Origin of the sequence: Roseovarius sp. MMSF_3350 (genome assembly GCF_030733425.1) — a bacterium.
Classification (GTDB): Bacteria; Pseudomonadota; Alphaproteobacteria; order Rhodobacterales; family Rhodobacteraceae; genus Roseovarius.
Genome location: NZ_JASHIZ010000003.1, coordinates 20,527 through 47,398 on the forward strand (window position 1 = coordinate 20,527; position 26,872 = coordinate 47,398).

The following is a 26,872-nucleotide window of genomic DNA, read 5'->3' on the forward strand; positions in this document are numbered from 1 at the left end:
GAGATCAGTTTGAACCGACTGACCGGCGACCACGACCGACAGGTATTCGTTCCAAGGGTCACTCCCTCCCGACCGAACGAGGGCATTGCCCCTGTCCCGGGCAAGGCCCGATCATTTTAGCGAGTGATTTCAGTACCAAGTTAGGGCGGTCTCCTTCGGGAGGCCGCCTGATTGCCTGCCTCACTCCGCCGCCTCGGCATACGCCTCCATCGGCGGGCAGGTGCACACCAGGTTCCGGTCGCCAAAGGCATTGTCCACCCGGTTGACCGGCGGCCAGTACTTGTCGACCCTGAAGGCGCCCGGCGGGAAACAGGCCTGCTCGCGGCTATAGGGCCGGTCCCAGTCGCGCACCAGATCCTCCATCGTGTGCGGCGCGTGCTTGAGCGGGTTGTTCTCGCGGTCCATCTTTCCATCCTCGATGGCGCGGATTTCCTCGCGGATCGCCAGCATCGCATCGCAGAACCGGTCCAGCTCCGCCTTGGTCTCGCTCTCCGTCGGCTCGATCATCAGCGTGCCCGCCACCGGCCAGCTCATCGTGGGCGCGTGAAACCCGCAATCCATCAGCCGCTTGGCGATGTCGTCCACCGTGACGCCCGCGCTCTCGGCGAAGGGGCGCGTGTCCAGGATGCATTCATGCGCCACCCGGTCATTCCGCCCCCGGTACAGCACGTCATACGCCCCCTCCAGCCGCTTGGCCACGTAGTTGGCGTTCAGGATCGCCACCCTGGTCGCTTGGGTCAGCCCTTCACCACCCATCAAAAGCGTGTAGGCCCAGCTGATCGGCAGGATCGAGGCCGAGCCGTAAGGCGCCGCCGACACCGGCCCCGGCCCGTCTTTCTGCCCGCGCGGATCGCCAGGCAGGTGCGGCGCCAGGTGCGCCTTCACGCCGATCGGCCCCATGCCGGGCCCGCCCCCGCCGTGCGGAATGCAAAAGGTCTTGTGCAGGTTCAGGTGGCTCACGTCACCACCCAGATCCCCGGGCCGCGACAACCCCACCATGGCATTCAGGTTCGCCCCGTCGATATAGACTTGCCCGCCATGGTCGTGGGTAATCTTGCAGACCTCCAGCACGGTTTCCTCGAACACGCCATGCGTGCTTGGATAGGTGATCATGCACCCCGCCAGCCCGTCAGCATTGGCCTCCGCCTTGGCGCGGAAGTCGTCAAGGTCGATATCGCCATTGGCATCGGACTTCACCGGGACCACCTTCCAGCCCACCATCTGCGCGCTCGCGGGGTTTGTGCCATGGGCACTGGTCGGAATCAGGCAGACGTTACGATGCCCCTCGCCATTCGCGGCGTGATAGGCGGCAATGGTCAACAGCCCCGCGTATTCCCCCTGCGCACCCGAATTGGGCTGCATCGACATGGCGTCATAGCCGGTGATCTCGCACAACCGCGCGCTCAGATCCTCGATCAGCACGCGGTAGCCCTCTGCCTGGTCCTTTGGGCAGAACGGGTGCAGCCGCGCGAACTCGCGCCAGCTCACGGGCATCATCTCGGCCGCCGCATTCAACTTCATCGTGCACGACCCCAGCGGAATCATCGCCCGGTCCAGCGCCAGGTCCCGGTCCGCCAGCCGGCGCATGTAACGCATCATCTCGGTCTCGGCCCGGTTCATGTGAAAGATCGGATGCTCAAGGTACCCGCTCTGGCGGTGCAGCTTTTCCGGCACGCGGTACTCCGGCGTGAAGTCCTCGTCGGTCTTCTCGATCCCGAAGGCGCGCCAGACCGCCTCGATATTCTTGGGCCGGGTCGCCTCATCCAACGTGATGCCGACGCGATGCTCGCCCACCCGGCGCAGGTTGATCCCCTCGTCGACGGCCGATTTCATTACCGCTGCCTGCAATGGGCCCACGTCCACCGTGATCGTGTCGAAATAGACCTTCGGGTCCACCTTGAACCCCGCCGCCTCCAGCCCCTTGGCCAGCCGCACGGTCTTGCGGTGAATGCGCTGAGCGATGGCCTGCAAGCCCTTGGGGCCGTGAAACACCGCATACATCGACGCCATGACGGCCAAGAGCGCCTGCGCGGTACAGACGTTCGAGGTGGCCTTCTCGCGCCGGATATGCTGCTCGCGGGTCTGCAGGGACAGCCGGTAGGCCCGGTTGCCATGGGAATCCACCGACACCCCCACGATCCGCCCCGGCATGGCGCGCTTCATCGCGTCCTTGCAGGCCATGTAGGCCGCGTGCGGCCCGCCATAGCCCATCGGCACGCCAAACCGCTGAACCGAGCCCACGGCGATATCCGCCCCCATGGCGCCCGGCTCCTTCAACAACGTCAGCGCCAGAGGGTCGGCCGACACGATCCCGACCGCGTTCTCGGCGTGCAACGCCTCCATCTGCGCCGTGAAATCCCGCACATGTCCGTAGGTGCCGGGATACTGGAACAGCGCCCCGAAGACCTTGTCCGCCTCCAGCTTTTCCGGATCGCCCACGATCACCTCGATCCCCAGCGGTTTCGTGCGCGTCTGCACCACGGCGATGTTCTGCGGATGGCTATCGCGGTCCACGAAGAACGCCTTGGCCTTCGACTTCGCCACCCGTTGCGCCATGGTCATCGCCTCGGCGCAGGCCGTCGCCTCGTCCAAGAGCGACGCATTGGCCACCTCCAGCCCGGTCAAGTCGCAGATCATCGTCTGGAAGTTCAAAAGCGCCTCCAGCCGCCCCTGGCTGATCTCGGGCTGATAGGGCGTATAGGCTGTGTACCACGCCGGATTCTCGAAAATGTTGCGCTGGATCGCCGGCGGCGTGACCGTCCCGTGATACCCTTGGCCAATGAGGCTGACCAACACCTTGTTCCGCCCCGCGACCATGCGCATCTCGTGCATCAGCTCGCGCTCGGACTTGGGCTTGCCGAAATCCAGTTTCCCGGCCTGCCGGATCGATTTCGGCACGGTCTCGTCGATCAGCTGATCGAGGTCCTCGACCCCAAGCGCGGCATACATCTCGGCCATCTCCTCGGGCGACGGCCCGATATGGCGGCGGTTGGCGAAATCGTAGGGCAGGTAGTCTGTGGGCTCGAACGGCATGACAATCGCTCCTTGGTGTCAGACAAGAGACGGCGCCGGGGCGACGGGCGCCGCCCCTGCTTCCTCTGGCCAAAAATATCCCCGCCGGAGGCACAAAAATCTTCCAAAGATTTTTGCCAAAATTTTCCAAAAATTATGCGCCCGGCGGCGCGGATCAGGCGATGAAGTCCTTGTAGGCGGCTTCATCCATGTAATCGTCCATCGGCGAGGTGTCCGACGGCTTGATCTTGAAGAACCAGCCGTCGCCCTCGGGGTCCTCGTTTATCTTGCTGGGCGTGTCGGCCAGCACCTCGTTGACCTCCACGATCTCGCCGTCCAGCGGCGCCAGGATATCCGACGCCGCCTTGACGCTCTCGATCACCACGATCTCGTCGTCCTTGGTCACCTCTGCACCCACCTCGGGCAGTTCCACGAAAACGATATCGCCCAGCTGTTCGGCGGCGTGGCTGGTGATGCCGACCGTGACGATGTCGCCATCCTGGTCCAGCCATTCGTGTTCTTCGGTGTATTTCATGCAAGTCTCCCTGATGTTCAGCGTTTGAAATTCGCGGGCGTGAACGGCATCTCCGCCACCGCCACCGGCAGGCGCTTGCCGCGCACCTCACCATATAGCGTGGTTCCGGCCGAGGCATGGCTGGCGGCGACATATCCCATCGACATCGGCGCCTCTATGCTGGGCCCGTAGGCGCCCGAGGTCACCTGCCCCACGGCCTCGCCGCCCGTCTCGCTGCCGAAAATTTGCGTGCCGGCCCGCATCGGTGCGCGCCCCTCGGGGCGCAGGCCCACCCGGCACCGCGCCACGCCGTTCTCCAGCTGGTCCAGGATCACGTCGGCCCCGGGGAACCCGCCTTCGCGCTCGCCGCCCCGGCGACGCGCCTTCTGGATCGCCCAGCTCAGCCCCGCCTCCACCGGCGTGGTGTGCTCGTCGATATCCTGCCCGTAAAGGCACAGGCCCGCCTCCAGCCGCAAACTGTCCCTTGCGCCCAAGCCCACCGGCTCCACCGCCTCGTGCAGCAAAAGTGCCCGCGCCAGCGGTTCGGCCTGTGCCGCGGGCACCGAAATCTCGTAACCGTCCTCGCCGGTATAGCCCGAGCGCGACACCCACAACTCCCCGTAATCCGAGGTGAAAATGCCGGTATCCAGGAATTTCATGATCTCGCAGCCCGCCGCAATCGGCGCCAGCGCATCGACCGCCTTCGGCCCCTGCAACGCGATCAGCGCGCGGTCCGTTACCTCGGTCACCTCGCACTCGGGCAACCCTTCACGCATCAACGCGATATCATCGGCCTTGCAGGCCGCGTTCACCACGACCAACAGGTGATCTCCCCGGTTGGTCAGCATCAGGTCGTCGTGAATGCCGCCCGCATCGTTGGTAAAGAACCCGTAGCGCTGCCGCTTTTCGCCCAGCCCCAAAAGGTTGACCGGCACCAGCCGCTCCATCGACTGCGCGGCCCCGCCATAGCCCGCCTCGTGGCGAATCAGGACCTGCCCCATATGGCTGACATCGAAGAGCCCCGCGTTGTCCCGCGTATGCAGATGCTCGCCCATGACGCCCAAGCCGTACTGCAGCGGCATCTCGTAGCCCGCGAACCCGGTCATCTTCGCGCCCAGCGCCTTGTGCAGGCCCGTCAGCGGCGTTTCGCGCAGATCGTCCAAGCGGCTCTCCTTCGCATCTCGAACCGGGCGCATCTGGCAGGGCAACCGGCATCAGTTTCGCGCATCGCCTGACGCGCCCGATGCCCCCTCTGTCCTTTCGCCTGAGATCGCTATCCCTTCGGCGCCGCGGGATCTTTCCGCGATCTCTCCAGAGTCTTACATCGGCCGGTCCTTGCGCCTGAGAGTTTCCGGGGCGGTTGCTCCTTCGGCACCGGCATTGCCGGTTCTCCCGTTCCGATACTTTAGTAGCGTAGTGGCCGGCCCAAGCCTCTGCAAGCAGAATGACCGTCACCGATCACAGTTTGATGGCAGTCCTTGACCTTTGCCGCTGCGACTGTTGACATCGTGGGGCGAACAGAAAGGCGGTACCCCTCGTGCAACCCGGATTCTTCTTCGGCTATGGCAGCCTGGTGAATCGCGGCACCCATACCTATGCGGATGCCCACCCCGCCCAGCTTTCGGGCTGGCGGCGCGCCTGGCGCAAGACGACCCTGCGCGAGGTGGCGTATCTGACGGCCGTGCCCGACACCACCGCCCAGATCGACGGCCTCGTCGCCGGCGTGCCCGGCGCCGACTGGGCCGCCCTTGACGCGCGCGAGCGCGCCTACATGCGTGTGCCCGCCCGCCACCAGGTCCGCACCCACCTGCCCGAGGATGCCGACCTCGTGGTCTTCGCCATCGAGGACGGTCAGCACCAGAACCCCGACGCGGTCAGCCCCGTGCTGCTGAGCTATATCGACGTGGTGGCGCAGGGCTACCTGCATGTCTTCGGAGAGGAGGGCGTTCAGCGTTTCTTCGACACGACCGACGGCTGGGACGCTCCCATCCTCGACGACCGCCGCCGTCCGCTCTACCCACGGCACCAGAAGCTCAAGCGACAGGAAACCGCGCTGGTCAACGACATGCTCGACCGTGTCGGAGCCAAGGTCCAGCCGGCCTCCACCTACAACCCGCTCAAGGACTGAGGCGCGTCCCGCACGACCTCCGTGAACCGCTCGAAACGACGCGGCCTTTCGGTCAGGTAAATCCTAACCCGTTCAAGTCGCGCAACCGTCAGACGCGATTCCGCGCCGACGACGCCAGAAAAGCAAACAGAAGAACGGCCACGATTGCCATCCCGATCAGTACAATGACGCTAGACATGTTTCGACCCCAGGTGAAGGTATGAGCAGACCACTTGAATGAGGTGGAATCAGGGCTGACAACAAGTCACCTAGGTCATCACATCTTCGATGTGTTGCTGAAATGCGCAAGCCATCGGCAAAGAAGCACCGATCAGGGGCCGGTCTGCGCCCGGCGCAGCCAAGTTGCCGCCCCGTGGGGACGTCCCCGCGATACGCGGCCCTGGATCAGCCACATCGCCAACGGCACAATGCGGTCGTTCGGCCTGAAATGCTTCAGGGCCTGCTATGCGGCGAGCTGACCATTCCCCTTCAAGCTTCGGAAGAGGCCACCATCTCTCCGGCATACGCATCCATCAACTCGGCACCGAACTCTTCAGCGCCTTCGCCTCGAAGTGCCGATATGCGGGAGAAGGCTTCATCGCGCACCGTCCGGCTTGGGTAGACTGTTACAATGGCAAAACGGTCCAGTTCGGTATCGACCAGCATCGAACGCTCTGCACCCAGGGCCAACAGTCCCGGAAAGTATTTCCGCACCATCAGGTCTTTCACGTGCTCGAGATTCTCGGTCTCGACGACCATTCGCCACGTCGTGATCGAAACAAAGCTCATTTGATCATCCTCCGCGAAATCCAGATATAGCACAGTTTGGTGCTTCGGTCCCCTTGCGGCGACACTCATGGAGTTCGTGGCAGGATTTACCGGCGCCGCAAAGTACCGTCCCTGAAAGCTTTCGGCAGACTTCAGGGACAGGCAAGCAACGCTCGTGTTCAGCCCTTCGCCTTGATCACCTGCAACAGTGGCAGCACCTGGCTCATGTCCGGCCCGTGGTTCTGCCCGGTCAGCGCCTTGCGCAGCGGCATGAACAGGCCCTTGCCCTTGCGGCCCGTCTGCTCCTTGACCGTGTTCGTCCACTGCCCCCAGGTGTCGCCATCATGCGGCCCCTCGGGCAGCAGCGCCAGCGCTTGGGCCACGAACTCCCGGTCCTCGTCGTCGATCACCGGCTCCGCCCCGTCGCGGAACATCACCCACCACGGCTCCAGATCGTGCAGCGTCGTGATGTTCTCTCGCGTCACGCTCCAGAACCGCTCGGCTTGATCCTCCGGCACGCCAAGCGCCACGATATGCGCCTTCACATCCGTAAAATCGCGCCCCTGCAGCACCCGCGCCGTCAGCGGAAAGAGGTCATTCGCATCGAACTTCGTCGGCGCAGAACCGAAGCGCGAGATATCGAACCCCTCGATCAGCTCCGCCATGTCCGTCCGCAATTCCACGGGATCGGCCGAGCCCAGCCGTGCCATCAGCGACAACAGCGCCATCGGCTCCACCCCCTGCGCCCGCAAATCGCGCAAAGAAAGCGTGCCCAGCCGTTTCGACAGCGATTCCCCCTGCGGCCCGGTCAGTAGCGAATGATGCGCAAACTGGGGCACGGTGCCGCCCAGCGCCTCGATGATCTGGATCTGCGTCGCGGTATTGGTCACGTGATCGGACCCGCGCACCACATGGGTCACGCCCATCTCGGTATCGTCCACGACCGAGGCCAGCGTATACAGCACCTGCCCGTCTCCGCGGATCAGCACCGGGTCGCTGACACTCGCCGCATCAATCGAGATGTCGCCCAGGATCCCGTCATTCCACTCGATCCGCTCGTGATCCAGCTTGAACCGCCAGACGCCATCCCCGCGCTCTGCACGCAACGCGTCCTTCTGCTCGTCGGACAACCCCAGGGCAGCCCGGTCATACACCGGCGGCCGCCCCATGTTCAGCTGCTTCTTGCGCTTGAGGTCCAGTTCCGTGGGCGTCTCGAACGCCTCGTAGAACCGGCCCATCCCACGCAGCTTCTCCGCTGCCTCGGCATAGCGGTCCAGCCGCTCCGACTGCCGCTCGACGCGGTCCCAGGTCAGGCCCAGCCACTCCAGGTCTTGCTTGATCGCATCCACGTATTCCTGCTTCGACCGCTCGGGATCGGTGTCGTCGATGCGCAGGATGAACGTCCCGCCGCTCTTGCGGGCAATCAGGAAGTTCATCAGCGCGGTGCGCAGGTTGCCGATATGGATGTACCCGGTGGGGGACGGCGCGAAACGGGTGGTTGTCATGGGGTGTCTCCTGTTGCCGCGCCAAATGTCATAAGGGGGGTCGCTTGTCCAGTATCACGGGCGCAGCACGCGACCCTGTCCGCCTGCCGGGGTGTAGCTCGGCCTCACTTTCCCGTGACATGCTCGGGACATATGCGCGACTTTTCCACGCCCCGTCCTATCCTCTCGCTCGACATAAACAGGAGGTCCGACATGTCCACACGCTTTTCCCGCCGCGGGTTTCTCGCCTCGGCCACCGCCCTCTCCGCCGCCCCCGCGCTGCCCACATGGGCCACGGCGCCGATGCTGGGCGCCGCCACACCGCCCTTCCGCCGCTTCACCCTGGGCGGGTTCGAGGTCACGACACTCCTGGCGGGCGAGGCCACGCGCCCCGATCCGCACACCATCTTCGGCCTCAATGTCGAGGAAGACGAGTTCAACGCCGTCTCCGAGGCCGCGATGATCCCGACCGACCAAGCGCAGTTCTTTTTCACCCCCACCGTGGTCAACACCGGCTCCGAGCTGGTTCTCTTCGACACCGGCCTGAACGCCGAGGGGCTTACGGACGCGCTCGAGGCCGCGGGCTATTCCTCCGACATGATCGACACCGTCGTGATCACCCACATGCACGGCGACCATATCGGCGGCCTGATGGACGGCGACACGCCCACATTCCCCAACGCGTCCTATGTCACCGGATCGGCCGAGTTCGACCACTGGGCCGCGGCCGGCGACGAAAATTTCGAGGCCAAGGTCCGCCCCCTGGCCGAGCAATTCACCATGATCGAAGATGGCGGCTCGGGCTTTTCCGGCCATACGGCGATGTCCGCCTTCGGCCACACGCCCGGCCACATGGTGCACCTGATCGAAAGCGAGGGCGAAAGCCTGATGATCGCCGCCGATTTCGCCAACCACTATGTCTGGTCGCTGGCCCATCCCGACTGGGAGGTGAAGTTCGACATGGACAAGGAAGCGGCCGCCCAGACCCGCAAGACGATCCTCGACATGCTGGCCACCGAGAAGATGCCCTTCGTCGGCTATCACATGCCCTGGCCCGCCACCGGCTTCGTCGAGAAATCGGACAGCGGCTACGCCTACGTGCCCTCGTCCTACCAACTGCGCCTCTGAGCGCTTGCGCACCCCGGGCGCGCGGCCTAGATCACGTCCATGTCCGCGCCCGACACCTCTCTCGACTGGATGGAAGACGTGGCCCGCCGCACCGTGGCGGGCTTTCCCGACGCGTTTGCCGAGGCCGCGCGGGCCGTCGCGATCCACGTCGCCGACTGGCCGGATCAAGAGATGCTCGACAGCCTAAGCATGACCGACCCGGCCGAGCTGACCGGGCTCTATGACGGCATCCCGATGACCGAAAAGTCGGTCTTCGACCAGCCCACCGGCCCCGATATCGTCTGGCTGTTCCGCGAACCCATCCTGGCGGAATGGCGCGACCGGGGCAACGTGGACCTGGCCGATTTGGTCGCCCACGTAACAGTGCACGAATTCGCCCACCACTTCGGCTGGTCCGACGACGACATCGCCAGCATCGACCGCTGGTGGGAATAACAAACCCCGTTCCGGGCCTGACCCGGGACCTTCCGCCGCAAGAGATCCCTGATCAGGTCCGCGATGACGTTACGCCACGAAGACACGCGCGGAACAAAGGCGCAACCAGCTGCGCCGCCGCGCGATCGCCAGACCGCCCGTCACGCCGAAGGCGTGCCGATTATAGGCGGCGCACCTTTGGTGCGACGGGCTGGCGATTGGCCTCCGTGAGAGCTTCGATTCGAGGTTTTCAGGACGCGGCAGCCATAAAGCGCATTGAAGTCCCGTCCGTTCGCCAGCCCGCGGTCTGGCCATCGCGCGGCACCCTCATATTCCCGTTGCACCCCCGCGCCCCCCGTGCATTCTGGCCCCATGGATGATTACCGCGCCCACGACATGACCTCCCTCGCCGGCCTCGTCGCCAGGGGCGAGGCCACGCCAGACGACCTCCTCGACACCGCGCTGGCCCGGATGCATGCCGTGAACCCCGCGCTCAACGCCGTGGTGCACGACTATTCCGACACCGCCCGCCGCATGATCGCCGACGGCCTGCCCAAGGGCCCGCTCACCGGCGTGCCCTTCCTGCTCAAGGACATGGGCGCGGAATCGACCCGCTTTCCCGCCTCGCTCGGCTCGCATCTGCTGGCCAACACCAGCTACAAGATGAATTCCACCATCTACGACCGCCTGGAATCGTCGGGCCTCGTCACCTTCGGCCGCACCGCCGCGCCCGAGGGCGGCGTGGGCGCGGCGACCGAGGCGGCGGTCTATGGCGGCCCCACCCGCAATCCCTGGGACACTTCCCGGACGCCCGGCGGCTCGTCCGGCGGCTCGGGCGCGGCTGTGGCCGCCGGCATCGTCCCCGGTGCCCATGGCAGCGACGGCGGCGGCTCGATCCGCATCCCCGCGTCCAATTGCGGCCTCGTCGGGTTCAAGCCCACACGCGCCATGGTCCCCGATGGCCCCTACGCCGGCGAAGGCTGGGCCGGCATGGCGATCGAGGGCTTTCTCACCCGCTCGGTCCGCGACACGGCGCTCTTGCTCGATATCGTCTGCGGCCCCGACCTCGGCGCGCCCTATGTCGCGCCGGCTATGCCCTGCACCTTCATGGAATCGCTCGACCGCCCCAACACGCCCCTGCGCATCGCGCTATGCGACACCACCCTCACCGGCGAGGCGATCCACCCCGAATGCCAGGCCGCCGTGCAGGACGCCGCAGCGCTTTTGCACGACATGGGCCACCACGTAACGCAAGCCCGCCCCACCGCCGACACCGCAGGGATGATGCACGCCTGGACCAAAATCGTCGCCTGCGGCACCGCCTCCTGGGTGCGCCGCGCGCTGGCCAAACAGGGACGCGACCTGCGACAGGGCGACATCGAAGGCGTCGCCCGCGGCGCGGTGGAATACGCCAGGACTGTCAGCGGCACCGATTACCTCGACGCCGTGGAGACCGTGCACGCCTACGGTCGCCAGATGGCCGCGTTCTTCGAGGATCACGACATCCTGCTGACCCCCACCATGGCCGAGCCACCCGCCGCCATCGGCCGCTTCGCCCACGACACCGAGGATTACGTGGCCTACCGCATGGGCGAAAACGGCATCTTCGCTTATTCCCCCTACACCGCCGCCTTCAACGCCACCGGCCAGCCCGCCGTGTCCCTGCCGCTCTGCCGGGGCGCCGACGGGTTGCCCATCGGCATCCATCTCGCCGGCCGCTTTGGTGCCGACACGGCGCTCATGTCGCTCTGCGCCGAGGTCGAACGCGCCCGCCCATGGTTTGATCAAATTCCGTCCCTGCCTGGCGTCGATACCTGAAAACACTTGAATATCGCGGTCGTGTCAGGAAACACTGACCCCATGAACATGGGGGACTTTGCATGACCGAAGCCGCGGTCGAGGCCCGATCGGCCCGCAAGGAATACGGTGCCGGCGACAAAAAGGTCCGCGCCCTGAACGATGTGTCCCTGGTGATCAACAAGGGCGAATTCTTCACCCTCCTGGGCCCCTCGGGCTGTGGCAAGACCACCCTTTTGCGCCTCATCGCCGGCTTCGAATCGCCCACATCGGGCATGATCCTGCTGGGCGCGCGCGACATAAGCACCATGGCGCCCTACGACCGCCCCGTGAACACCGTCTTCCAAAGCTACGCGCTCTTTCCGCATCTCAGCGTGGCTGACAATATCGGCTTCGGCCTGGCCATGCAGGGCACGCCCAAGGCACAGGTCGACGCCCGCGTGGCCGAGATGCTCGCGCTGGTCAAACTCGAAGCCTTCTCCGAGCGCAGACCCCAGCAACTCTCGGGCGGCCAGCAACAGCGCGTGGCGCTGGCCCGCGCGCTCGCCCCCGAGCCCGAGGTTTTGCTCCTCGACGAGCCGCTCTCGGCGCTGGACCTCAAGCTGCGCAAGGAAATGCAGCTGGAACTCAAGCGCCTGCAAAGCGAGACCGGCATCACCTTCGTCTTCGTCACCCACGACCAGGAAGAGGCGCTGACCATGTCCGACCGCATCGGCGTCATGCGCGACGGCTCGATCTTGCAGATCGGCGGCCCGCGCGAGATCTACAACAAGCCGGTCAACCGCTTCGTCGCCGATTTCATCGGCGAAACCAACGTCCTGACCGGCACGGTCGAGACGGGCGGCGTACGCCTGCCCACCGGCGACGTCATCGCCGTGGACAACCTCGACGCCGCCGCGCAAGGTAGCAAAGTCAGCCTCGCCGTGCGCCCCGAACAGGTCCGCATCGGTGACGGCGCGCTCTCGGCCCGTGTGGCCGAAACCGTCTATTTCGGCACCGACACCCATTGCCACCTGCGCATGTCCGACGACACCGAGGTGGTCGCCCGGATGCAAAGCCCGCCCTCGGGTGACACCGGCCTTCACGAAGGCCAGCAGGTCTCTTTCGATTTCGTCCCCGGCGCCGTCCGGGTGCTGGAGGACTAGCATGGCGGGCACCACCCATGGCAGCGGACGCACCGGCTGGATCCTCTCGATCCCGGCGCTGATCCTGCTGGCGCTCGGGGCCGCCGGCCCGCTGCTGATCGTAGTGGTTTACGCCTTTCTCGAACCGGGCGAATATTCCGGCGTGGTCTGGGAGTTCACGACCGAGGCATGGTTCCGCGTCTTTTTCGAGCGCGACATCTTCGACGATACCGTCACCTTCGCCGATGCACACCTGACGATCTTCTGGCGCTCGGTGAAACTGTCGGTCCTGACCACGCTCATCGCCTTCGCCATCGGCTTTCCCACCGCGTGGTTCATCGCCACGCGCCCGCCCAACAAGCGCGGCTTCTGGCTGTTTTTGATCACAATTCCGTTCTGGACCAACCTGCTGATCCGCACCTTCGCTATAATGGAAGTGGTTCGCAACCAGGGCCTGCTCAACTCCTTCCTGCTCAGCTTCGGCATCATCGACCAGCCCTTGCAGATCCTCTACACCGACACCGCCGTGCTGATCGGCATGGCCTATGTCTACCTGCCCCTGATGGTGCTGCCGCTTTACGCCGCCATCGACCGGTTCGATTTCCGCCTCGTCGAGGCGGGTTACGACCTCTACGCCACCCGTATGAAAGTGCTGCGCCGGGTGATCCTGCCCATCGTCAAACCGGGCATCGTCGCGGGTTCGATCCTCGTCTTCGTGCCCTCGCTGGGCGCCTACGTCACCCCCCGCATCCTCGGCGGCGGCAAGAACATGATGGTCGGCAACTTCATCGAGCTTCAGTTCGGCCAAGGCCGCAACTGGCCCCTCGGCGCTGCCCTGTCGCTGCTCTTGCTCATGATCGTGCTGGTCGCCCTGCTGGCCTATGTCCGCGTCACCTCACGGGACCAGACCAATGGCTAGGAACAAAAGCTTCTCCGTCACCACGCTGCCCGGCTTTACAGCCATCGCGCTCACGACCTTCGTGCTGCTCTACGCGCCGATCGTCACCATGGTGATCTACTCTTTCAACGATTCCGAATCCGTGGCGCTCTGGGGCGGCTTTTCCATCCGCTGGTACGTCGAGGCCTGGGACAACACGCAAGTCCAACAGGCGACCGTTCGCTCGCTGGTCATCGCCGTCTCGGCGGCGTTCATCTCCACCACCGTCGCCACCATGGCCGCGCTCGGCACCACCCGTCGCGGCCGCTTCAAGGGGCAGACGCTGATCTATGTGATGATCAACCAGCCCCTGATGGTGCCCGAGATCGTGACCGCCGTGGCCCTCCTGATCTTCTTCGCCTCGATCAAGGTCGCCACCGGCTACACCGGCCTTGCCTACCTGATCCTCGCGCATTCGGCCTTCTGCGTGCCCTTCGCCTACCTTCCCATCCGCGCCCGGCTCGAGGGCATGGACCTCGCACTCGAAACCGCCGCAGCCGACCTCTACGCGCGCCCCTGGCAGACCTTCCGCCACGTGACCCTGCCGCTGATGATGCCCGGCATCGCCGCCGGTGCGATGCTGGCCTTCGTCATCTCTCTCGACGACGTCATCATCACCGAGTTCGTCAAATCCGCCGGGCAGGATACCCTGCCCACCTACATGCTGGGCCAGCTGCGCCGCGCCGTCACGCCCGAGGTCAACGCGATCTCCACAGCGCTCCTCGCGCTGACCGTGCTTTTGCTCACGGCCTTCTTTATACTGAACCGAAAGCGGGACTAACCCGCGCACAACCTCAACAGGGAGAAAGACGATGAAAACATACCTGACCACCTCAGTCGCGGTCATCGCGCTGGCCGGGGCGGCCCATGCCGAAGGGTCGCTCAATATCTACAACTGGGGCAACTACACCAGCCCCGAGATGATCGAGAAGTTCGAACAGGAACACGACATCGACGTCACGATCACCGACTATGATAGCAACACCACCGCGCTGGCCAAGATCGAGGCCGGCGGCCACGGCTTCGACATCGTCGTGCCCACCCACAGCTACATGGGTGTCTATATCGACAAGGGCCTCCTGATGAAGGCCGGCATCCCCGAGATGGAAAACTACGACAACATCTCGGACCAGTGGAAGAACGTCGAATGGGACCCGAATCGCGAGTATTCCGTGCCGTGGCAATGGGGCACGACCGGCGTTGCCGTGAATACGTCCGCCTATGATGGCGACATCAACACCTCCGCCATCTTCCTCGACCCGCCCGAGGAACTGGTGGGCAAGGTCAACGTCGTGCCGGAAATGCAGGACGTGATGAACCTCACGCTGTTCTACGTCGGTGGCGAGCCCTGCACCACCGACAAGGAAATGCTGAAAAAGGCCCGCGACGTGCTGATCGAGGCCAAGCCCAAGTGGATGAGCATGGATTACGGCATGACCGAGAAGCTCTCGAACGGCGACGTCATGGCCTCCGTGAACTGGAACGGCTCGACCTTCCGCGCCCGCAACAACAACGAGGACGTGGCCTATGGCTACCCCAAAGAGGGCTACCCGGTCTGGATGGACAGCGCCGCGATCCTGGCGGACGCGCAGAACGTCGAGAACGCCAAGCTCTTCCTGAACTTCATCATGGAGCCGGAAAACGCGGCCATGCTGTCGTCCTTCGCCCGCTACGCCAACGGCATCGACGGCTCCGAGGAGTTCATGCCCGAGGACATGAAGACCGCGCCGGAAATCGTCGTGCCCGAAGAGCTGAAGGAAGCGGGTCAGTTCACCACCGCCTGCCCCGCCGAGGCGCAGGAATTCTACACCGCGATCTGGACCGAACTGCAGAAATAAGCCAGTCGACGAGGGACGGGAAACGGGGGCCTTCGGGCCTCCGTTTTTCCGTCTGATCGCCCCTCCCGGGCTAGACCCGGGACCTCCCCGCCACCCCGCCCAATGTTATCCCGCTTCCCTTAACCCGGACGCCTGCCGCCTGTCCTTGGGGTCTGCGACCTTGCATCGGGCCCGCGTCGGTCGGAGGGCCGGCATCAGCCGATCGTTCGCGGGTCGGATTTCAGTTTCGCGGCAATGGACTCGATCTGCGCCTGCAACAGCGGCTTGTTGACGAACTCGTCCACCGCACAACTCGCGTTCGCCCGCTCGATGTCCCCCGGGTCGAGCGATGAGGTCAGCATCACGACGATCATGCTGCAAAAGTCCTTGCCGAAACGTGCGGTCGCTTCCTCAAGAAACTCGAAGCCGTTCATCTTCGGCATGTTTATGTCAAGGAAAAGGACGTCGATCCGGGGCCTGTCCTCTCGGGCCAGGAATTCCAGCGCGTCTTCGGCCATCGGAAAGGCGATCAGGGTCTTCACCAGGCCCGACCGCTGCATCAGCCGCCTGCACGCGACGTGAAAGAACGTATCGTCGTCAACCAGAAGCACGGTTTCGATCGGCGCCAGCGGTTTGTCCTGTAGTTCACTCATGTTCGGGCATTCTTAGCGACACGGTGAACACGGAGCCGCCACCGGGGTTCTCGCCGACCTCCAGCCCACCTTTCAAATTGTGGACGATCCGCCGGCACATCGTCAGGCCAAGTCCGCTCCCCGGAATATCCTCATGCCGATGCAACCGGTTGAACAACTCGAAGATGCGGTCGCGATACTCGGGCGCTATTCCGATCCCATTGTCGCGCACCTCGATCCGGGCGCGTCCGTCCGGATCGCGCGCGCCGGATTCTACCATTATTTCGGGGGGCCGGTCGGGGCAGCGGAACTTGACCGCGTTGGAAACGAGGTTCTGAAACAGAACGCGCAGCATGACCGCGTCGCCCAGAACCACCGGCAAATCGCCCCGCCGCACCGTGGCCCCCGCGCCTTTCACCTCGGCTCTGAGATCCGCAATCACCTCATCGACAATCGCGTTCAGATCGCAGGGCGCTTTCCTGATGTAGGTCCCTATCAACTGCGTGTAACGCAACAGGTCCTCGATCAGAACGGACATCCGCGAAAGGGTCTCCCGGCTCATATCGACCAGTTCCGTGACGTCATCGCCAAGATCGCCCTCGTTGCATTCGGACATTTCGGACAGCAGCATCGCCACCGTCTGTACCGGCGACTTCAGGTCATGCGACACCGCGTAGGCAAAGGATTTCAATTCGGCGTTCGACGCGTTCAGTGCCTCGTTCGCCCGCTGCAGGGACCGCCGGTACGCCCGTTCACGCCGTGCCTCGGCATCGACGTGTTCGAGCTCCGCGTTGAGATCGCGAAACGTCTTACCCAGCGCGTCTCCCCGCTCCGACACAAGCACGAAGTGCCGAGGCGCGGCACCGCCATTGCGGACGGGGCTTACGCGGAACCGCATTCTCGACGGGCTGCCCGGCGCCGGGTCGCGCAGCGGAAACAACAATATCCCGCCAGAGGCGGCAACGATTATCTCCTTTATCGCGGCTTCGGGCGAGATGTCGAAGACATCGGAAAGGCCCCACTGGTCCGGCACGGCGCTGCATCCCGTGACACCTCGGGCCAGACGCGCCGCCATGGCATTGCTGGCGCAGACACGCGCCGATCGGTCGACCAGGATCGCATGTTTCGGCAGCGCCATGAAGGCGCTGCGTTCCAGCTCTTCCTGTCCGACCCGATTAACCAAAATACTCGCGGCCAATTTCGCCCTCTGTCAGGTGCACGACGATACGGCACCGCGAGTCACCGCGCGCGATCGTTTCGGTCTTTTCGATACGGGCATAATCCAGGTTGTTCGCGGCGAGGCGCCCGAAAACGCTGGATGTCATCATGCAAAGCGCCTGCCGTCCGTGCACGTAATCCCCGAACGGACAGGCACTGTTCACCAGCACGATACGGTCACCCGATATCTCTTCTATCTCGAACCCGCCGTTGATGCGCGCCTTGAGATCCACCAGGGCGCCGGCCACCTGCTCCAGGTCCATCCTGTCGACATCGAGAAGTCCGCGATATTCCGCATCCATTTTGTCGCCGATCCGCGCCCCGACCCGCGCGAGGAACCCCTTGGCCTCTTCAAGGCCGACGCGATCCTCCAGCACGTCTGCAAGTTCGCGCAACAGCTCACGCAAAAACTGATCGCGATCTCTGGAAATTTTTCCCTCGGTGTCCGGGAAAGACAATGCCGCCATGCGTTTTCCTCCAGTTGGGAACAGCTGCGAAAACCGATTCTAAGCGGCAAGACTTAACGAAAGCCAAACCTCCGATTGCCGGGAAATGGCAGTTCATGCCATCACTTAGTTTTTTGATAAAATTCATTTAATACAGGATAATAATCTCACAATTATCGTATGTTGATAATAAAATATCACATATTGGTCAGAAAAGGGTGGACTTCCAAAGCCGTCATCCCGAGGCTCCCCATCAAGAGGCCGGCCCGCGACCCGGCTTCGCAAGGGAGGACAGTTTGACCGATAGCGACCCGGACACCGGCACCCTGCCTGCGGGGCAAAGCGACAGGACGGCCGAGACATCGCTGGCCAAGGCGATCCGTCTTTTGCCGATCGTGGCCGCCCGCAACGCGACCGGAATCACCCTCTCGACCGTGGCCCGCAAGGCCAACCTCAAGACCGCGACCGCCCGCCGGCTGCTGCAGGGGCTGGTCGACGGCGGCCTGCTCAGCTTCGATCCCTATTCCAAGATCTACACGCTCGGCATCGGGATCTTCGACCTCGCCGGCGCCCCCGGCTCGCCGCGCCAGTTCGATCCGCTGCGCATGGAGCTGCGGCCCGCCCTGGCCGAAATCGCCGCCGCGACCGGCGAGACCGCCTTTCTATCCGTGCCATTCGGCGACGAGGCGCTCTGCATCGACGCGGCGGGGGATACCTTCGCGCTCTGCGCCAACACGCTTCAGGTCGGCGCGCGGCGTCCCCTCGGCGTCGGCGCGGGCAGCGCCGCTCTTCTCGCCGCCCTGCCCGAGGACCAGTGCGACCGCCACATCGCCGCCAACGCCGACGTCTACAGCCGCTATGGCGAGCTCAACGCCGCCGATGTCCGCCGCATGGTCCGGCACTGGCGCGAGCACCGCTGGCTGATCAACGCCTCCATCATCATCCCGGAGGTCGGCGCCATCGGCGTCGCCGTCTTTGACCCGTCGGGCCAGCTTCGGGCGGCCATCTCGGTGGCGGCCCTCAAATCCCGCATGGCGCCTGCGCGGCGCAAGGAAATCGTATCGGTCATGACCCGCGCCATCGTGCGGTCGGGTTTCACCACCTAAGGCAAAAAAGAACGCATGTACCCCATTCACTTCTTCCATCGCGCCGCCCGGCTCTGGCCCGACCAAATCGCTGTCGAACATGGCGACCAGGCACTTACGTATGACCAGCTGCACGCCCGCGTCCAGGCGCTCGCCACCGGCCTGCAAGAGCTTGATCCCGAATTCGGAAGTCGCGTCGGCATCTGCTGCTACAACACCATCGACCACCTGACCTGCTGGCTGGCGGTGCTGGCCGCGGGCAAGGTCTGGGTGCCGTTGCAACCGATGAACGCCAGCGCCGAGCTGGTGCGCGCGGTCGGCTTCACCCGCGCCAGCATCGTCATCGTTCAGACCGATACCGCCGACAAGCTGACCGGCGCGGACACCACATTCCTGTTTTCCGATCCCGCCGGCGGCCCCGGTACCACCGGCGACCTCATCCGCGCCAACATGGGCCAGGCACCTGTCAAAGCCAACCTGCCATTGTCCGCCACCCAGGCGATCAAGTTTACCGGCGGCACCACCGGCCTGCCCAAGGGCGTGATGCAGCCCTACCGCGCGTGGAACACCAACATCGCGACCCAGGTCGCCGCCTGGTCTCTGGGCGAGGGCCAGCGCTACCTCGCTGCTGCCCCCATCACCCACGGCACCTCCACCTATATCCTGCCGACGCTGGCAACCGGCGGCACGCTTGTCCTGCTGGACCGGCCCCGCCCCGAACAGACCCTGGACTTCCTGCAAAACGCGCGGATCACCACCACCTTCGTGCCGCCCACAGTGCTGTACATGCTGATGGAGCTCGACGGCGTGCGCGACGCCGACTATGCCCACCTCAAGAACCTGATCTATGGCGCCGGCCCCATGCGCCCCGACGCCATCGGCCGTGCGCAGGACATCTTCGGCCCCTGCCTCGCCTCCACCTACGGTCAGACCGAGGCACCCCAGATCGCCACCATGATCTCGGCCGAAGAGCTGAAGGACCCCTCCAAGCGCGCCTCGGTGGGCCGCGAGACCCTGCTTAGTCAGGTCGAGATCATGGACGACAAGGGCAATGTCCTGCCCGCGGGCGAAACCGGCGAGATCGTCATCCGCGGCGACCTTCTGATGACCGGATACTGGGACCAGCCCGAGGCCACCGCCAGGACGCTGGTCGACGGCTGGCTGCACACCGGCGACCTGGGCCAGAAGGACGCGGACGGCTATCTGTTCATCCGCGGCCGCGCCAAGGAGATGATCATCACCGGCGGCTTCAACGTCTACCCGGCGGATGTGGAAACCGTCATGGGCGAACACCCCGAGATCATCGACTGCGCCGTCTACGGCGTGCCCGACGACAAATGGGGCGAGGCGGTCCACGCCGCCGTTCAGGTGCGCGATGCCAAGGCCGTCACGGCGGACGAGATCATCGCATTCATCCGCGAGCGCCTCGGTCCCGTCCAGACGCCCAAATCCGTCAATTTCCGTGACAGCCTGCCGCGCAACGCGATCGGCAAGCTTCAGAAGAACCAACTCTCCGAAGAGCACGCCGCCGCGCGGGCCGACGAACTTCAGAAAGGCTGACCCATGTCCAAACCAGCGCCCACGACATCGCTGTGCCGCTATACCGACACCGAGATCTTCTATCGCAACCACAACCTCGTGGACGAGCTGCTGACCGATGACTGCGATTTCGTCACCGTGATGATGCAACACATCCTGAACCGCCCGGTCAGCCCCAGTCAGAAGCGCGTGATGAACGCGATCCTGATCGTGATGATGGAACACGGGCTGACGCCCAGCGCCATCACCACACGGTCGATCTACATGTCCGCGCCCGAAAACTTGCAAGGCGCCGTGGCGGCCGGACTTCTGGCCGTCGGCAGCCAGTTCGTAGGCACGATCGAGAACAACGCCCGCCTGCTGTCGGAGCTGGTCGATCTGGACGCCGACGCCCAGGCCGCCCGCGCGACCGAAATCGTGCGCGAACACCGCGCCCGCAAGGCCCATCTGCCCGGCTTCGGCCACCACCTGCACAAACCCGACGACCCCCGCGCTCTCAAGCTGCTGGAGATCGGCGAGAAAGAATCCGACAACCCCCGCTACCTGCCCGCGCTGAAAACACTGTCGGCTGCCGTCGATGCCGAATTCGACCGCCACATCACCATCAACGCCACCGGCGCCACCGCCGCCCTTCTGGGCGACATGGACATCCCGGTGGAACTGATGCGCGGCTTTGCCGTCATCTCCCGTGCCGCCGGCCTCGTGGCGCATATCGCCGAAGAACAACAGAAACCGTCGGGGCGCTTCATATGGGAGACGATCGACAAGGCAATGCCCTTCGAGGAGTGATCCATGAGTGATTTCGCCATCGTCACCGGCGGCGCCCGCGGCATCGGCGCAGCCATCGCCGAGCGGCTCAAGGCCGACGGTCTGCGCGTCGCCGTGGTCGACCGCATCGTGCCCGAGCATGACCATGCCGACGAGGTGCTGGAACTGGACCTGTCCGATGTCGAGGCCACGCGCACCGCGTTGGAAAAATTCTGCGACGGCCGCCGCGTGACGCGGCTCGTGAACAATGCCGGCATCGTCGAACCCGCCGACGTGGAAGGGACCGACCCCTATTCCATAGACAAGGTCGCGGCGGTCAACCTGCGCGCGCCGCTTGTCTGCCTGCAAGCCGCGCTGCCAGCGATGAAAGAGGCGCGACTGGGCCGTGTCGTCAACATTTCCAGTCGCGTGGCTCTCGGCAAGGAGTTGCGCACCGCCTATGCGGCCACCAAGGCCGGCCTGCACGGCATGACCAAGACCTGGGCGCTGGAACTCGGTCGGCACGGCATCACCGTCAACGCGCTCGGCCCCGGCCCCATCGCCACCGAACTTTTCAACAAGGTAAACCCGCCGGGTGACCCGCGCACCGAAAAGATCATCGCGACGGTGCCCATGAAACGCACCGGAACGCCTCAGGACGTGGCGGACGCCGTGTCGTTCTTCTGTTCCGAAAGGGCGGGGTTCGTGACCGGACAGGTCCTCTACGTCTGCGGAGGAATGACGATCGGATCGGTCTGAAGACGATCCGGACCAAGGAAAGACACGACACTTCATCAAAGGAGGAGACCAAGATGAAACTCAATCGTAGAACCCTGATCGGCGCCGTCAGCGCCACCGCGATGCTGGCCTTCGGCGGCTCTGCCATGGCGCAGGACTACCCGACCAAGCGTATCACCCTGATCGTGCCCTACAGCGCCGGCGGCGCCACCGACGTTCTGGCCCGCCAGGTGGCCGATGGCCTCGCACAGGTGCTGGATGAAACCGTGACTGTCGAAAACCGCCCCGGCGCCGGCGCCACGCTGGGCACCACGCAGGCGGCCAATGCCCGTCCTGACGGCTACACGCTCTTCATGGGGCAGGTCTCGTCGCACGGTATCGCGCCCGCGGTCTACAAGAACCTGCAATACGACCCGGTCGAGGATTTCACGCCGATCAAGCTGATCCTGTCGATCCCCAACGTCATGGTCGTCAACAAGGACAGCCCCTACCAGACCGCGCAGGAATTTCTCGACGCCGCGAAATCCGAAAACATGAGCTTCGGCTCCTCGGGCGTGGGCAGTTCGATTCACCTCTCGGGCGAGATGTTCAAGGCCCGCACCGGCGCCGACATGACCCACGTGCCCTTCCGCGGCAGCGGCGAGGCCGTACCGGCCCTCTTGTCGGGCGATGTCGACGTGATGTTCGACAACCTGCCCTCGGCCATGCCGCATATCCAGTCGGGCGCCCTGCGCGCGCTGGCGGTCACCACGCCGGAACGTTCCGAGCATCTCGAGGACGTGCCGACGCTGGACGAGCTGGACATCGCCGAGCTTGACGGCTTCGCCGCGCGCTCGTGGTTCGGCCTTTTGGCCCCCGCCGGCACCGACGACGCGGTTGTCGCCACGCTGAACGAGGCGCTGGACGAGGTTCTTGCAAGCGACAGCTTCAAGAAATTCGCCGATACGCGCGGCGGCCAGATCGAGGGCGGCAGCCCCGAGGATTTCGCCAAATATATCGACGGCGAACTTTCCAGCTGGAAAACCGTGGTGGATGAGGCCGGTGTAACCGTCGAATAATCCTGACAAACAACAGGTGGCGGCCCCGCGGGCCGCCACTCTTCAAAGGCGGCATGGGAGGGCCAGCCATGAGCGAAACAGATATAGACACCGAGAACCGCAAGGGTCGCCGCCGCGAGATCGTCTTCGCGGTGTTGACGATTCTGGCCTCGGTGCTTTTCGCATTCTTCGTGATCCCCGCCGGGGTGACGTCGCCGGCGTCGGTCAAGCACCTGCCCCTGTCGCCCACCTTCCTGCCTTATGTATTGACGATTGGCGTCGGTCTCTTCGCCCTGATCCACCTTCTGGAAGCAATCTTTGCCGCGCATATTCCCGGCGAGGATGACGCCTCGCTGGGGACACATCCGCACTGGAAATCCCGCGTGCTGATGCTTGTCGGCCTGCTTGTGCTCTATCTTCTGATGCCCGAGCGGCTGGGCATGCCGCTCACCGCCATCGTTGTGACCATCGCCCTCATGGCCATCGGCGGGGAACGCCGCCCGCTCATCCTGCTGGGCGTCGGCATCGCCGTGCCGCTGCTGGTCTATCTCTTTTTCGCCCATGTCGCGCAGGTGCCCCTGCCCATGGGCCTGTTCGAAGACTGGATGTGATCCATGCTTGAGAATATCGCAACCGGCTTCGAAATGTTCTTCACGCTCGGCAACCTGCTGGCGATCACCGCCGGTGTCTGCCTCGGCGTGACCGTTGGCGCGATCCCCGGCCTCACGGCGACCATGGCCGTGGCCCTCGCCCTGCCTTTCACCTTCAACCTCGATCCGGTCACCGGCATCCTGCTGCTGGTGGGCGTCTACAAGGGCGGCGTCTTCGGCGGCTCGATCACCGCGATCCTGATCCGCGCGCCCGGCACGCCCGCCGCCGCCTGCACCCTTCTCGACGGCTACCCTCTTGCGCAAAAGGGCCAGGCGGGCAAGGCGCTCAACATGGCGCTCTACGCCTCCTGCATCGCCGACTTCCTGTCCAACCTGTCCCTGATCTTCTTCGCCAGCCTTATCGCGGGCCTGGCGCTCGCCTTCGGCCCGCCCGAATATTTCTGGCTGATCTGCTTTTCACTTACCGTGGTGATCTCGATCTCCGGCTCGTCCCTGACCAAGGGCCTGATCTCGGGCCTGCTGGGCCTCCTGACCTCCACCATCGGGCTCGATCTGGTCTACGGCACCCAGCGGTTCACCTTCGACAATTTCAACCTGATGGGCGGGGTCAGCTATATCCCCCTGCTGATCGGCCTCTTCGCCCTGCCAGAAGTGATCGACTTCTACGTGCGCAAGGTCGCGCCCTTCACGGTCAAGACCGCCGACAAGAGCCGCGTGAGTCTGGCCGAACTCAAATCCAGCCTCGTCACCATCGTGCGCGGCAGCTTCATCGGCGTCATCATCGGCACAATCCCCGGTGCCGGCGCCACCGCCGCCGCGTTCCTCTCGTACGGTGAGGCGCGCCGCACCTCCAAGTCCCCCGAAACATTCGGCAAGGGCAATATCGAGGGCGTCGCCGCCTCCGAGGCGGGCAACAACGGCGTCGCCGGCGCCACGCTCATCCCCCTGCTGGCGCTCGGCATCCCGGGCGACGTGGTGACGGCGGTGATCCTCGGGGCGTTCATGCTTCAGGGCCTCACCCCCGGCCCGCTGATGTTCCAGGACAACATCACCATCATCTACGCCATATTCATCGGCATCATGCTCAGCTCCGTCGTGCTGCTGGGGTCAGGCAAGCTCGCCATCCGCTACTTCGCCCGCATCGCCGACATCCCGCGCCATATCCTGCTGCCCATTGTCCTGATGTTCTGCGTCTTCGGCAGCTATGCCGTGCAAAGCCAGATGTTCGACGTGGGCGTGATGCTGGCCTTCGGCTTGCTGGGCTACATCATGATGAAGATCGACATGGCTGCGGCCCCCTTCCTGATGGGCTTCATCCTGGGCCCGCTCTTCGAGGACAACCTGCGCCGCTCGTTCCTCATTTCCGAGGATATCACGATCTTCTTCCGCAGCCCGATCTGCTGGATCTTCATCGTCATCACCATTCTTTCGGCCTTCGTCGGCGTCCGCCGCGAGCTGCGCGCCACCCGCGCCAAGCGTGACGCCCTGCGCTCCTCGGGGGCGGCATGACCAGCGCGGCGGACACCGGCCTTCAGGGCCGCATCGCGCTGGTGATCGGCGCCGGCTCCATCGCGTCGGGCATCGGCATCGGGCGGGCCATCGCCATTTGCCTCGCCCGCGAAGGCGCCCATGTCATTGCCGCCGACAATGATCTTTCCTCTGCCCAGGAAACCGTGACCCATGTCACCAATGCAGGCGGCAGCGCCGAGGCCGCAACGGTCGATGTCCTCGACGACGTCAGCGTCACCGCCCTGATCTCGGGCATCGAGGCCAAACACGGACGCCTCGACATCCTGCACTGCAACGTGGGCCTGGGCAAAAGCGGGCCGTCCGAAAACACCACCCCCGCCGACTGGCGCCGCATCAGCGACGCCAACCTCACTTCGCTGCACGTCGCCGCCCAGGCCGCGATTCCGATGATGCGTGCGCAGGGTCGCGGGGTCATCACCGTCACCTCCTCGATCGCGTCGATCCGGCATGTGGGCTATCCCCACCTCGCCTATTCCGCCACCAAGGCCGGCGCCAACCAGTTCGCCCGCTCGCTCGCGGTGGAACTCGCGCCCGACAACATCCGCGTGAATTCCATCATCGCGGGCCTCATTGACACCCCCCGTATCGGCGTCACGCTCGCTAACAGCTACGGCGACCGGACCGAGGCGCAGATGCGCGCCGCCCGCGCCGCGCAATGCCCGTTGGGGCGCATGGGCACCGCCTGGGACATCGCCGAGGCGGCAGTCTTCCTGGCCTCCGACAAGGCCGGCTACATCACCGGAACCGAACTGGTGGTCGATGGCGGTCTGTCGGCCAGCATACGCCAAACCGTCGATGGCTGACGCACCCGTCATGTTCGGGCGGGTGCGCGACGTCCTCAACCCGCTGCTGGCGCTCTACCTGCTTGCCACCGGTGCCGCGGCCATCGTCGTGCCGGTGCCGGAAATTCCCGTGGTCTTCGCCCTGCTGGCGGTGGCCCTGCTCAATCGCCGCGGCCTCAACCGACCCGCCTGGATCATCGGCGGCCTTGTTTTTGTGCTCTTCCTCTGGGGCTGGGCCGGCGGCTGGATCGCGGAAACCGGCGGCCTCGACCGTATGATCTTTCTCTCCGCCTTCCTCGTCGCGCTCGGCCTGCTCAGCCGCGCGGCCTCCCGCGCGCCGGACATTCGCAAGGCCGCGGCCGTGGTGGCAAGCCGCCCGCGCGGCGCACGCTATCTCTTCGTCACGCTCGGCACCCATATCTTCGGCATCTTCCTAAATTTCGGCGCCGCAAGCCTGATGGCCACCCTGCTCGCCCAGACCCGCGAGACACTCGAAAGACAGAACGCGGTCGAGGACCTGACCCTCTCGATGCTGCGCGGCTTCGGCGCCATGCCCATGTGGTCGCCCTTGGCCCTGTCGACGATCATCACCCTGTCCATCCTCCCCGAGGTCGATTACTTCCAGATCCTTCCCTACGGCCTTGCCGCGGCGGTTCTTTACCTCGGCGCGGGCTATGCCGCGTCGCGCGGCCCCCGCGCCACCGATCCCGACCCCGGCAAATCACCCATGACGCGCGCCCTGCCCGCCCTGCCCGAACAGCTCATCCTGCTGCGCGTCGTCGCCCGGGTCGCCCTGCTCGTGGCGGTGGCCTTCGTGCTGCACGTGGCCGCGGACCTCTCGATGCCGGCCTCGGTGCTGGTGGCGGTGCTGGGCTTCTCGCTCGCCTGGTGGGCGATCCAGGTTGCCGCGCGCATCGCCCCCGGCCTGCACCGGGAACTGGCCGCCACCGCGGCAAGCGGCGTCAACGAGATCGTCATCGTCTCCTGCGCAGGCTTTCTCGGCGCGATCATCGCATGGTTCGTCAGCAGCTTCGACGGCGCCCTGCCCTCGCCCCCCGATGCGCTGGTGCCCGCCCTCATCGCGCTGGTTCCCCTGGGCATGGTGCTGGGGGGCGTCTCGGCGCTCAATCCCATTGTGTCGGCCAGCATCCTTTTGGGCGTGCTGCACCCGCTGGTGCCCGAACCCGCCCTGATGTGGCTGGCGCTCGCCGCGATCGTCGGCTGGGGTCTCACCGCGGGCTCCACACCCTTCACCGCCAACGTGCTGATCACAACCCGCATCATGCAACTGGAACCGGCCCCGCTCCTGCGCCGGGGCAACTTGAAACTCACCGTACTGTCCTTGACCGCACTCGGCCTCTTCCTCGCCGTCGGCACGGTCATCTCACTCCAAGGTTAGGAGCCC

At 64.8% G+C, this 26,872-nt stretch carries 25 protein-coding genes and 1 riboswitch; of the genes, 17 read left to right on the forward strand and 8 right to left on the reverse strand.

What is annotated here, in order from left to right; translation table 11 throughout:
* Positions 1-180 precede the first annotated feature (180 nt).
* The 3 genes from gcvP to gcvT all read right to left on the reverse strand — a co-directional run bounded on the left by gcvP (position 181) and on the right by gcvT (position 4,689).
* Positions 181-3,033, reverse strand: coding sequence for an aminomethyl-transferring glycine dehydrogenase (gene gcvP, locus RBB31_RS04205; RefSeq protein ID WP_306128006.1), 2,853 nt, complete (start codon positions 3,031-3,033; stop codon positions 181-183).
* A 154-nt stretch (positions 3,034-3,187) separates the two neighbouring features.
* The gene (gene gcvH, locus RBB31_RS04210; RefSeq protein ID WP_306128007.1) at positions 3,188-3,547 is read right to left on the reverse strand and encodes a glycine cleavage system protein GcvH; all 360 of its coding nucleotides are present in this window, start codon (positions 3,545-3,547) and stop codon (positions 3,188-3,190) included.
* A 17-nt stretch (positions 3,548-3,564) separates the two neighbouring features.
* Positions 3,565-4,689 (reverse strand): glycine cleavage system aminomethyltransferase GcvT, encoded by a 1,125-nt coding sequence (gene gcvT, locus RBB31_RS04215; RefSeq protein ID WP_306128008.1) that lies wholly within the window; start codon positions 4,687-4,689, stop codon positions 3,565-3,567.
* A 156-nt stretch (positions 4,690-4,845) separates the two neighbouring features.
* A riboswitch (glycine riboswitch) is annotated at positions 4,846-4,932 on the reverse strand.
* A 131-nt stretch (positions 4,933-5,063) separates the two neighbouring features.
* On the opposite strand from gcvT, the gene RBB31_RS04220 reads away from it, so the two are divergent.
* Positions 5,064-5,654: a gamma-glutamylcyclotransferase family protein gene (locus RBB31_RS04220; RefSeq protein WP_306128009.1), complete on the forward strand. Its 591-nt coding sequence runs from the start codon at positions 5,064-5,066 to the stop codon at positions 5,652-5,654.
* Positions 5,655-6,122: 468 nt separating this feature from the next.
* Here RBB31_RS04220 and RBB31_RS04225 read toward each other — a convergent pair whose 3' ends face one another.
* Complete coding sequence (locus RBB31_RS04225; RefSeq protein WP_306128010.1) at positions 6,123-6,491, reverse strand: hypothetical protein; 369 nt, start codon at positions 6,489-6,491, stop codon at positions 6,123-6,125.
* 89 nt (positions 6,492-6,580) lie between these two features.
* Entirely contained in the window at positions 6,581-7,906 is a 1,326-nt protein-coding gene (gltX, locus tag RBB31_RS04230; RefSeq protein ID WP_306128011.1) for a glutamate--tRNA ligase, read from the reverse strand.
* Positions 7,907-8,098: 192 nt separating this feature from the next.
* Between gltX and RBB31_RS04235 the strand changes: the two genes are divergently transcribed.
* The 7 genes from RBB31_RS04235 (at position 8,099) to RBB31_RS04265 (ending at position 15,123) form a co-directional block, all read left to right on the forward strand.
* Positions 8,099-9,013, forward strand: coding sequence for an MBL fold metallo-hydrolase (locus RBB31_RS04235; RefSeq protein ID WP_306128012.1), 915 nt, complete (start codon positions 8,099-8,101; stop codon positions 9,011-9,013).
* 39 nt (positions 9,014-9,052) lie between these two features.
* The gene (locus tag RBB31_RS04240) at positions 9,053-9,448 is read left to right on the forward strand and encodes a metallopeptidase family protein (protein ID WP_306128013.1); all 396 of its coding nucleotides are present in this window, start codon (positions 9,053-9,055) and stop codon (positions 9,446-9,448) included.
* Positions 9,449-9,799: 351 nt separating this feature from the next.
* The gene (locus RBB31_RS04245) at positions 9,800-11,245 is read left to right on the forward strand and encodes an amidase (RefSeq protein WP_306128014.1); all 1,446 of its coding nucleotides are present in this window, start codon (positions 9,800-9,802) and stop codon (positions 11,243-11,245) included.
* A 62-nt stretch (positions 11,246-11,307) separates the two neighbouring features.
* Complete coding sequence (locus tag RBB31_RS04250; RefSeq protein ID WP_306128015.1) at positions 11,308-12,369, forward strand: ABC transporter ATP-binding protein; 1,062 nt, start codon at positions 11,308-11,310, stop codon at positions 12,367-12,369.
* A 1-nt stretch (position 12,370) separates the two neighbouring features.
* Complete coding sequence (locus RBB31_RS04255; protein ID WP_306128016.1) at positions 12,371-13,267, forward strand: ABC transporter permease; 897 nt, start codon at positions 12,371-12,373, stop codon at positions 13,265-13,267.
* The gene (locus tag RBB31_RS04260; RefSeq protein ID WP_306128017.1) at positions 13,260-14,066 is read left to right on the forward strand and encodes an ABC transporter permease; all 807 of its coding nucleotides are present in this window, start codon (positions 13,260-13,262) and stop codon (positions 14,064-14,066) included. The genes RBB31_RS04255 and RBB31_RS04260 overlap by 8 nt, the downstream gene beginning before the upstream one ends.
* Positions 14,067-14,097: 31 nt before the next feature.
* On the forward strand, positions 14,098-15,123 hold the full coding sequence (locus tag RBB31_RS04265) for an extracellular solute-binding protein (RefSeq protein WP_306128018.1): 1,026 nt from the start codon (positions 14,098-14,100) through the stop codon (positions 15,121-15,123).
* A gap of 194 nt (positions 15,124-15,317) precedes the next feature.
* Here the strand turns inward: RBB31_RS04265 and RBB31_RS04270 are convergent, their stop codons facing one another.
* Genes RBB31_RS04270 through RBB31_RS04280 form a run of 3 tightly spaced genes read right to left on the reverse strand, consistent with a single transcriptional unit; the run spans position 15,318 to position 17,347 of the window.
* Positions 15,318-15,755, reverse strand: coding sequence for a response regulator (locus tag RBB31_RS04270; RefSeq protein WP_306128019.1), 438 nt, complete (start codon positions 15,753-15,755; stop codon positions 15,318-15,320).
* A complete protein-coding gene (locus RBB31_RS04275; protein ID WP_306128020.1) occupies positions 15,748-16,872 on the reverse strand; it encodes an ATP-binding protein in 1,125 nt (374 codons plus the stop codon). The genes RBB31_RS04270 and RBB31_RS04275 overlap by 8 nt, the downstream gene beginning before the upstream one ends.
* A 37-nt stretch (positions 16,873-16,909) precedes the next feature.
* Positions 16,910-17,347 (reverse strand): methanogen output domain 1-containing protein, encoded by a 438-nt coding sequence (locus tag RBB31_RS04280; RefSeq protein WP_306128021.1) that lies wholly within the window; start codon positions 17,345-17,347, stop codon positions 16,910-16,912.
* A gap of 347 nt (positions 17,348-17,694) precedes the next feature.
* On the opposite strand from RBB31_RS04280, the gene RBB31_RS04285 reads away from it, so the two are divergent.
* The 9 genes from RBB31_RS04285 (at position 17,695) to RBB31_RS04325 (ending at position 26,866) form a co-directional block, all read left to right on the forward strand.
* Positions 17,695-18,504 (forward strand): IclR family transcriptional regulator, encoded by an 810-nt coding sequence (locus RBB31_RS04285; RefSeq protein WP_306128022.1) that lies wholly within the window; start codon positions 17,695-17,697, stop codon positions 18,502-18,504.
* A gap of 15 nt (positions 18,505-18,519) precedes the next feature.
* Positions 18,520-20,043, forward strand: coding sequence for a class I adenylate-forming enzyme family protein (locus RBB31_RS04290; RefSeq protein ID WP_306128023.1), 1,524 nt, complete (start codon positions 18,520-18,522; stop codon positions 20,041-20,043).
* A 3-nt stretch (positions 20,044-20,046) separates the two neighbouring features.
* On the forward strand, positions 20,047-20,811 hold the full coding sequence (locus RBB31_RS04295) for a citryl-CoA lyase (RefSeq protein WP_306128024.1): 765 nt from the start codon (positions 20,047-20,049) through the stop codon (positions 20,809-20,811).
* Between the two features lie 3 nt (positions 20,812-20,814).
* A complete protein-coding gene (locus tag RBB31_RS04300; RefSeq protein WP_306128025.1) occupies positions 20,815-21,528 on the forward strand; it encodes an SDR family NAD(P)-dependent oxidoreductase in 714 nt (237 codons plus the stop codon).
* A gap of 53 nt (positions 21,529-21,581) precedes the next feature.
* Positions 21,582-22,565, forward strand: a complete 984-nt coding sequence (locus RBB31_RS04305; protein ID WP_306128026.1) for a tripartite tricarboxylate transporter substrate binding protein — start codon at positions 21,582-21,584, stop codon at positions 22,563-22,565.
* A gap of 68 nt (positions 22,566-22,633) precedes the next feature.
* Entirely contained in the window at positions 22,634-23,155 is a 522-nt protein-coding gene (locus RBB31_RS04310) for a tripartite tricarboxylate transporter TctB family protein (RefSeq protein WP_306128027.1), read from the forward strand.
* 3 nt (positions 23,156-23,158) lie between these two features.
* On the forward strand, positions 23,159-24,664 hold the full coding sequence (locus RBB31_RS04315; RefSeq protein WP_306128028.1) for a tripartite tricarboxylate transporter permease: 1,506 nt from the start codon (positions 23,159-23,161) through the stop codon (positions 24,662-24,664).
* Entirely contained in the window at positions 24,661-25,488 is an 828-nt protein-coding gene (locus tag RBB31_RS04320; RefSeq protein ID WP_306128029.1) for an SDR family NAD(P)-dependent oxidoreductase, read from the forward strand. The genes RBB31_RS04315 and RBB31_RS04320 overlap by 4 nt, the downstream gene beginning before the upstream one ends.
* Complete coding sequence (locus RBB31_RS04325; RefSeq protein WP_306128030.1) at positions 25,481-26,866, forward strand: hypothetical protein; 1,386 nt, start codon at positions 25,481-25,483, stop codon at positions 26,864-26,866. Before RBB31_RS04320 ends, RBB31_RS04325 begins: the two co-directional genes overlap by 8 nt.
* Positions 26,867-26,872 lie beyond the last annotated feature (6 nt).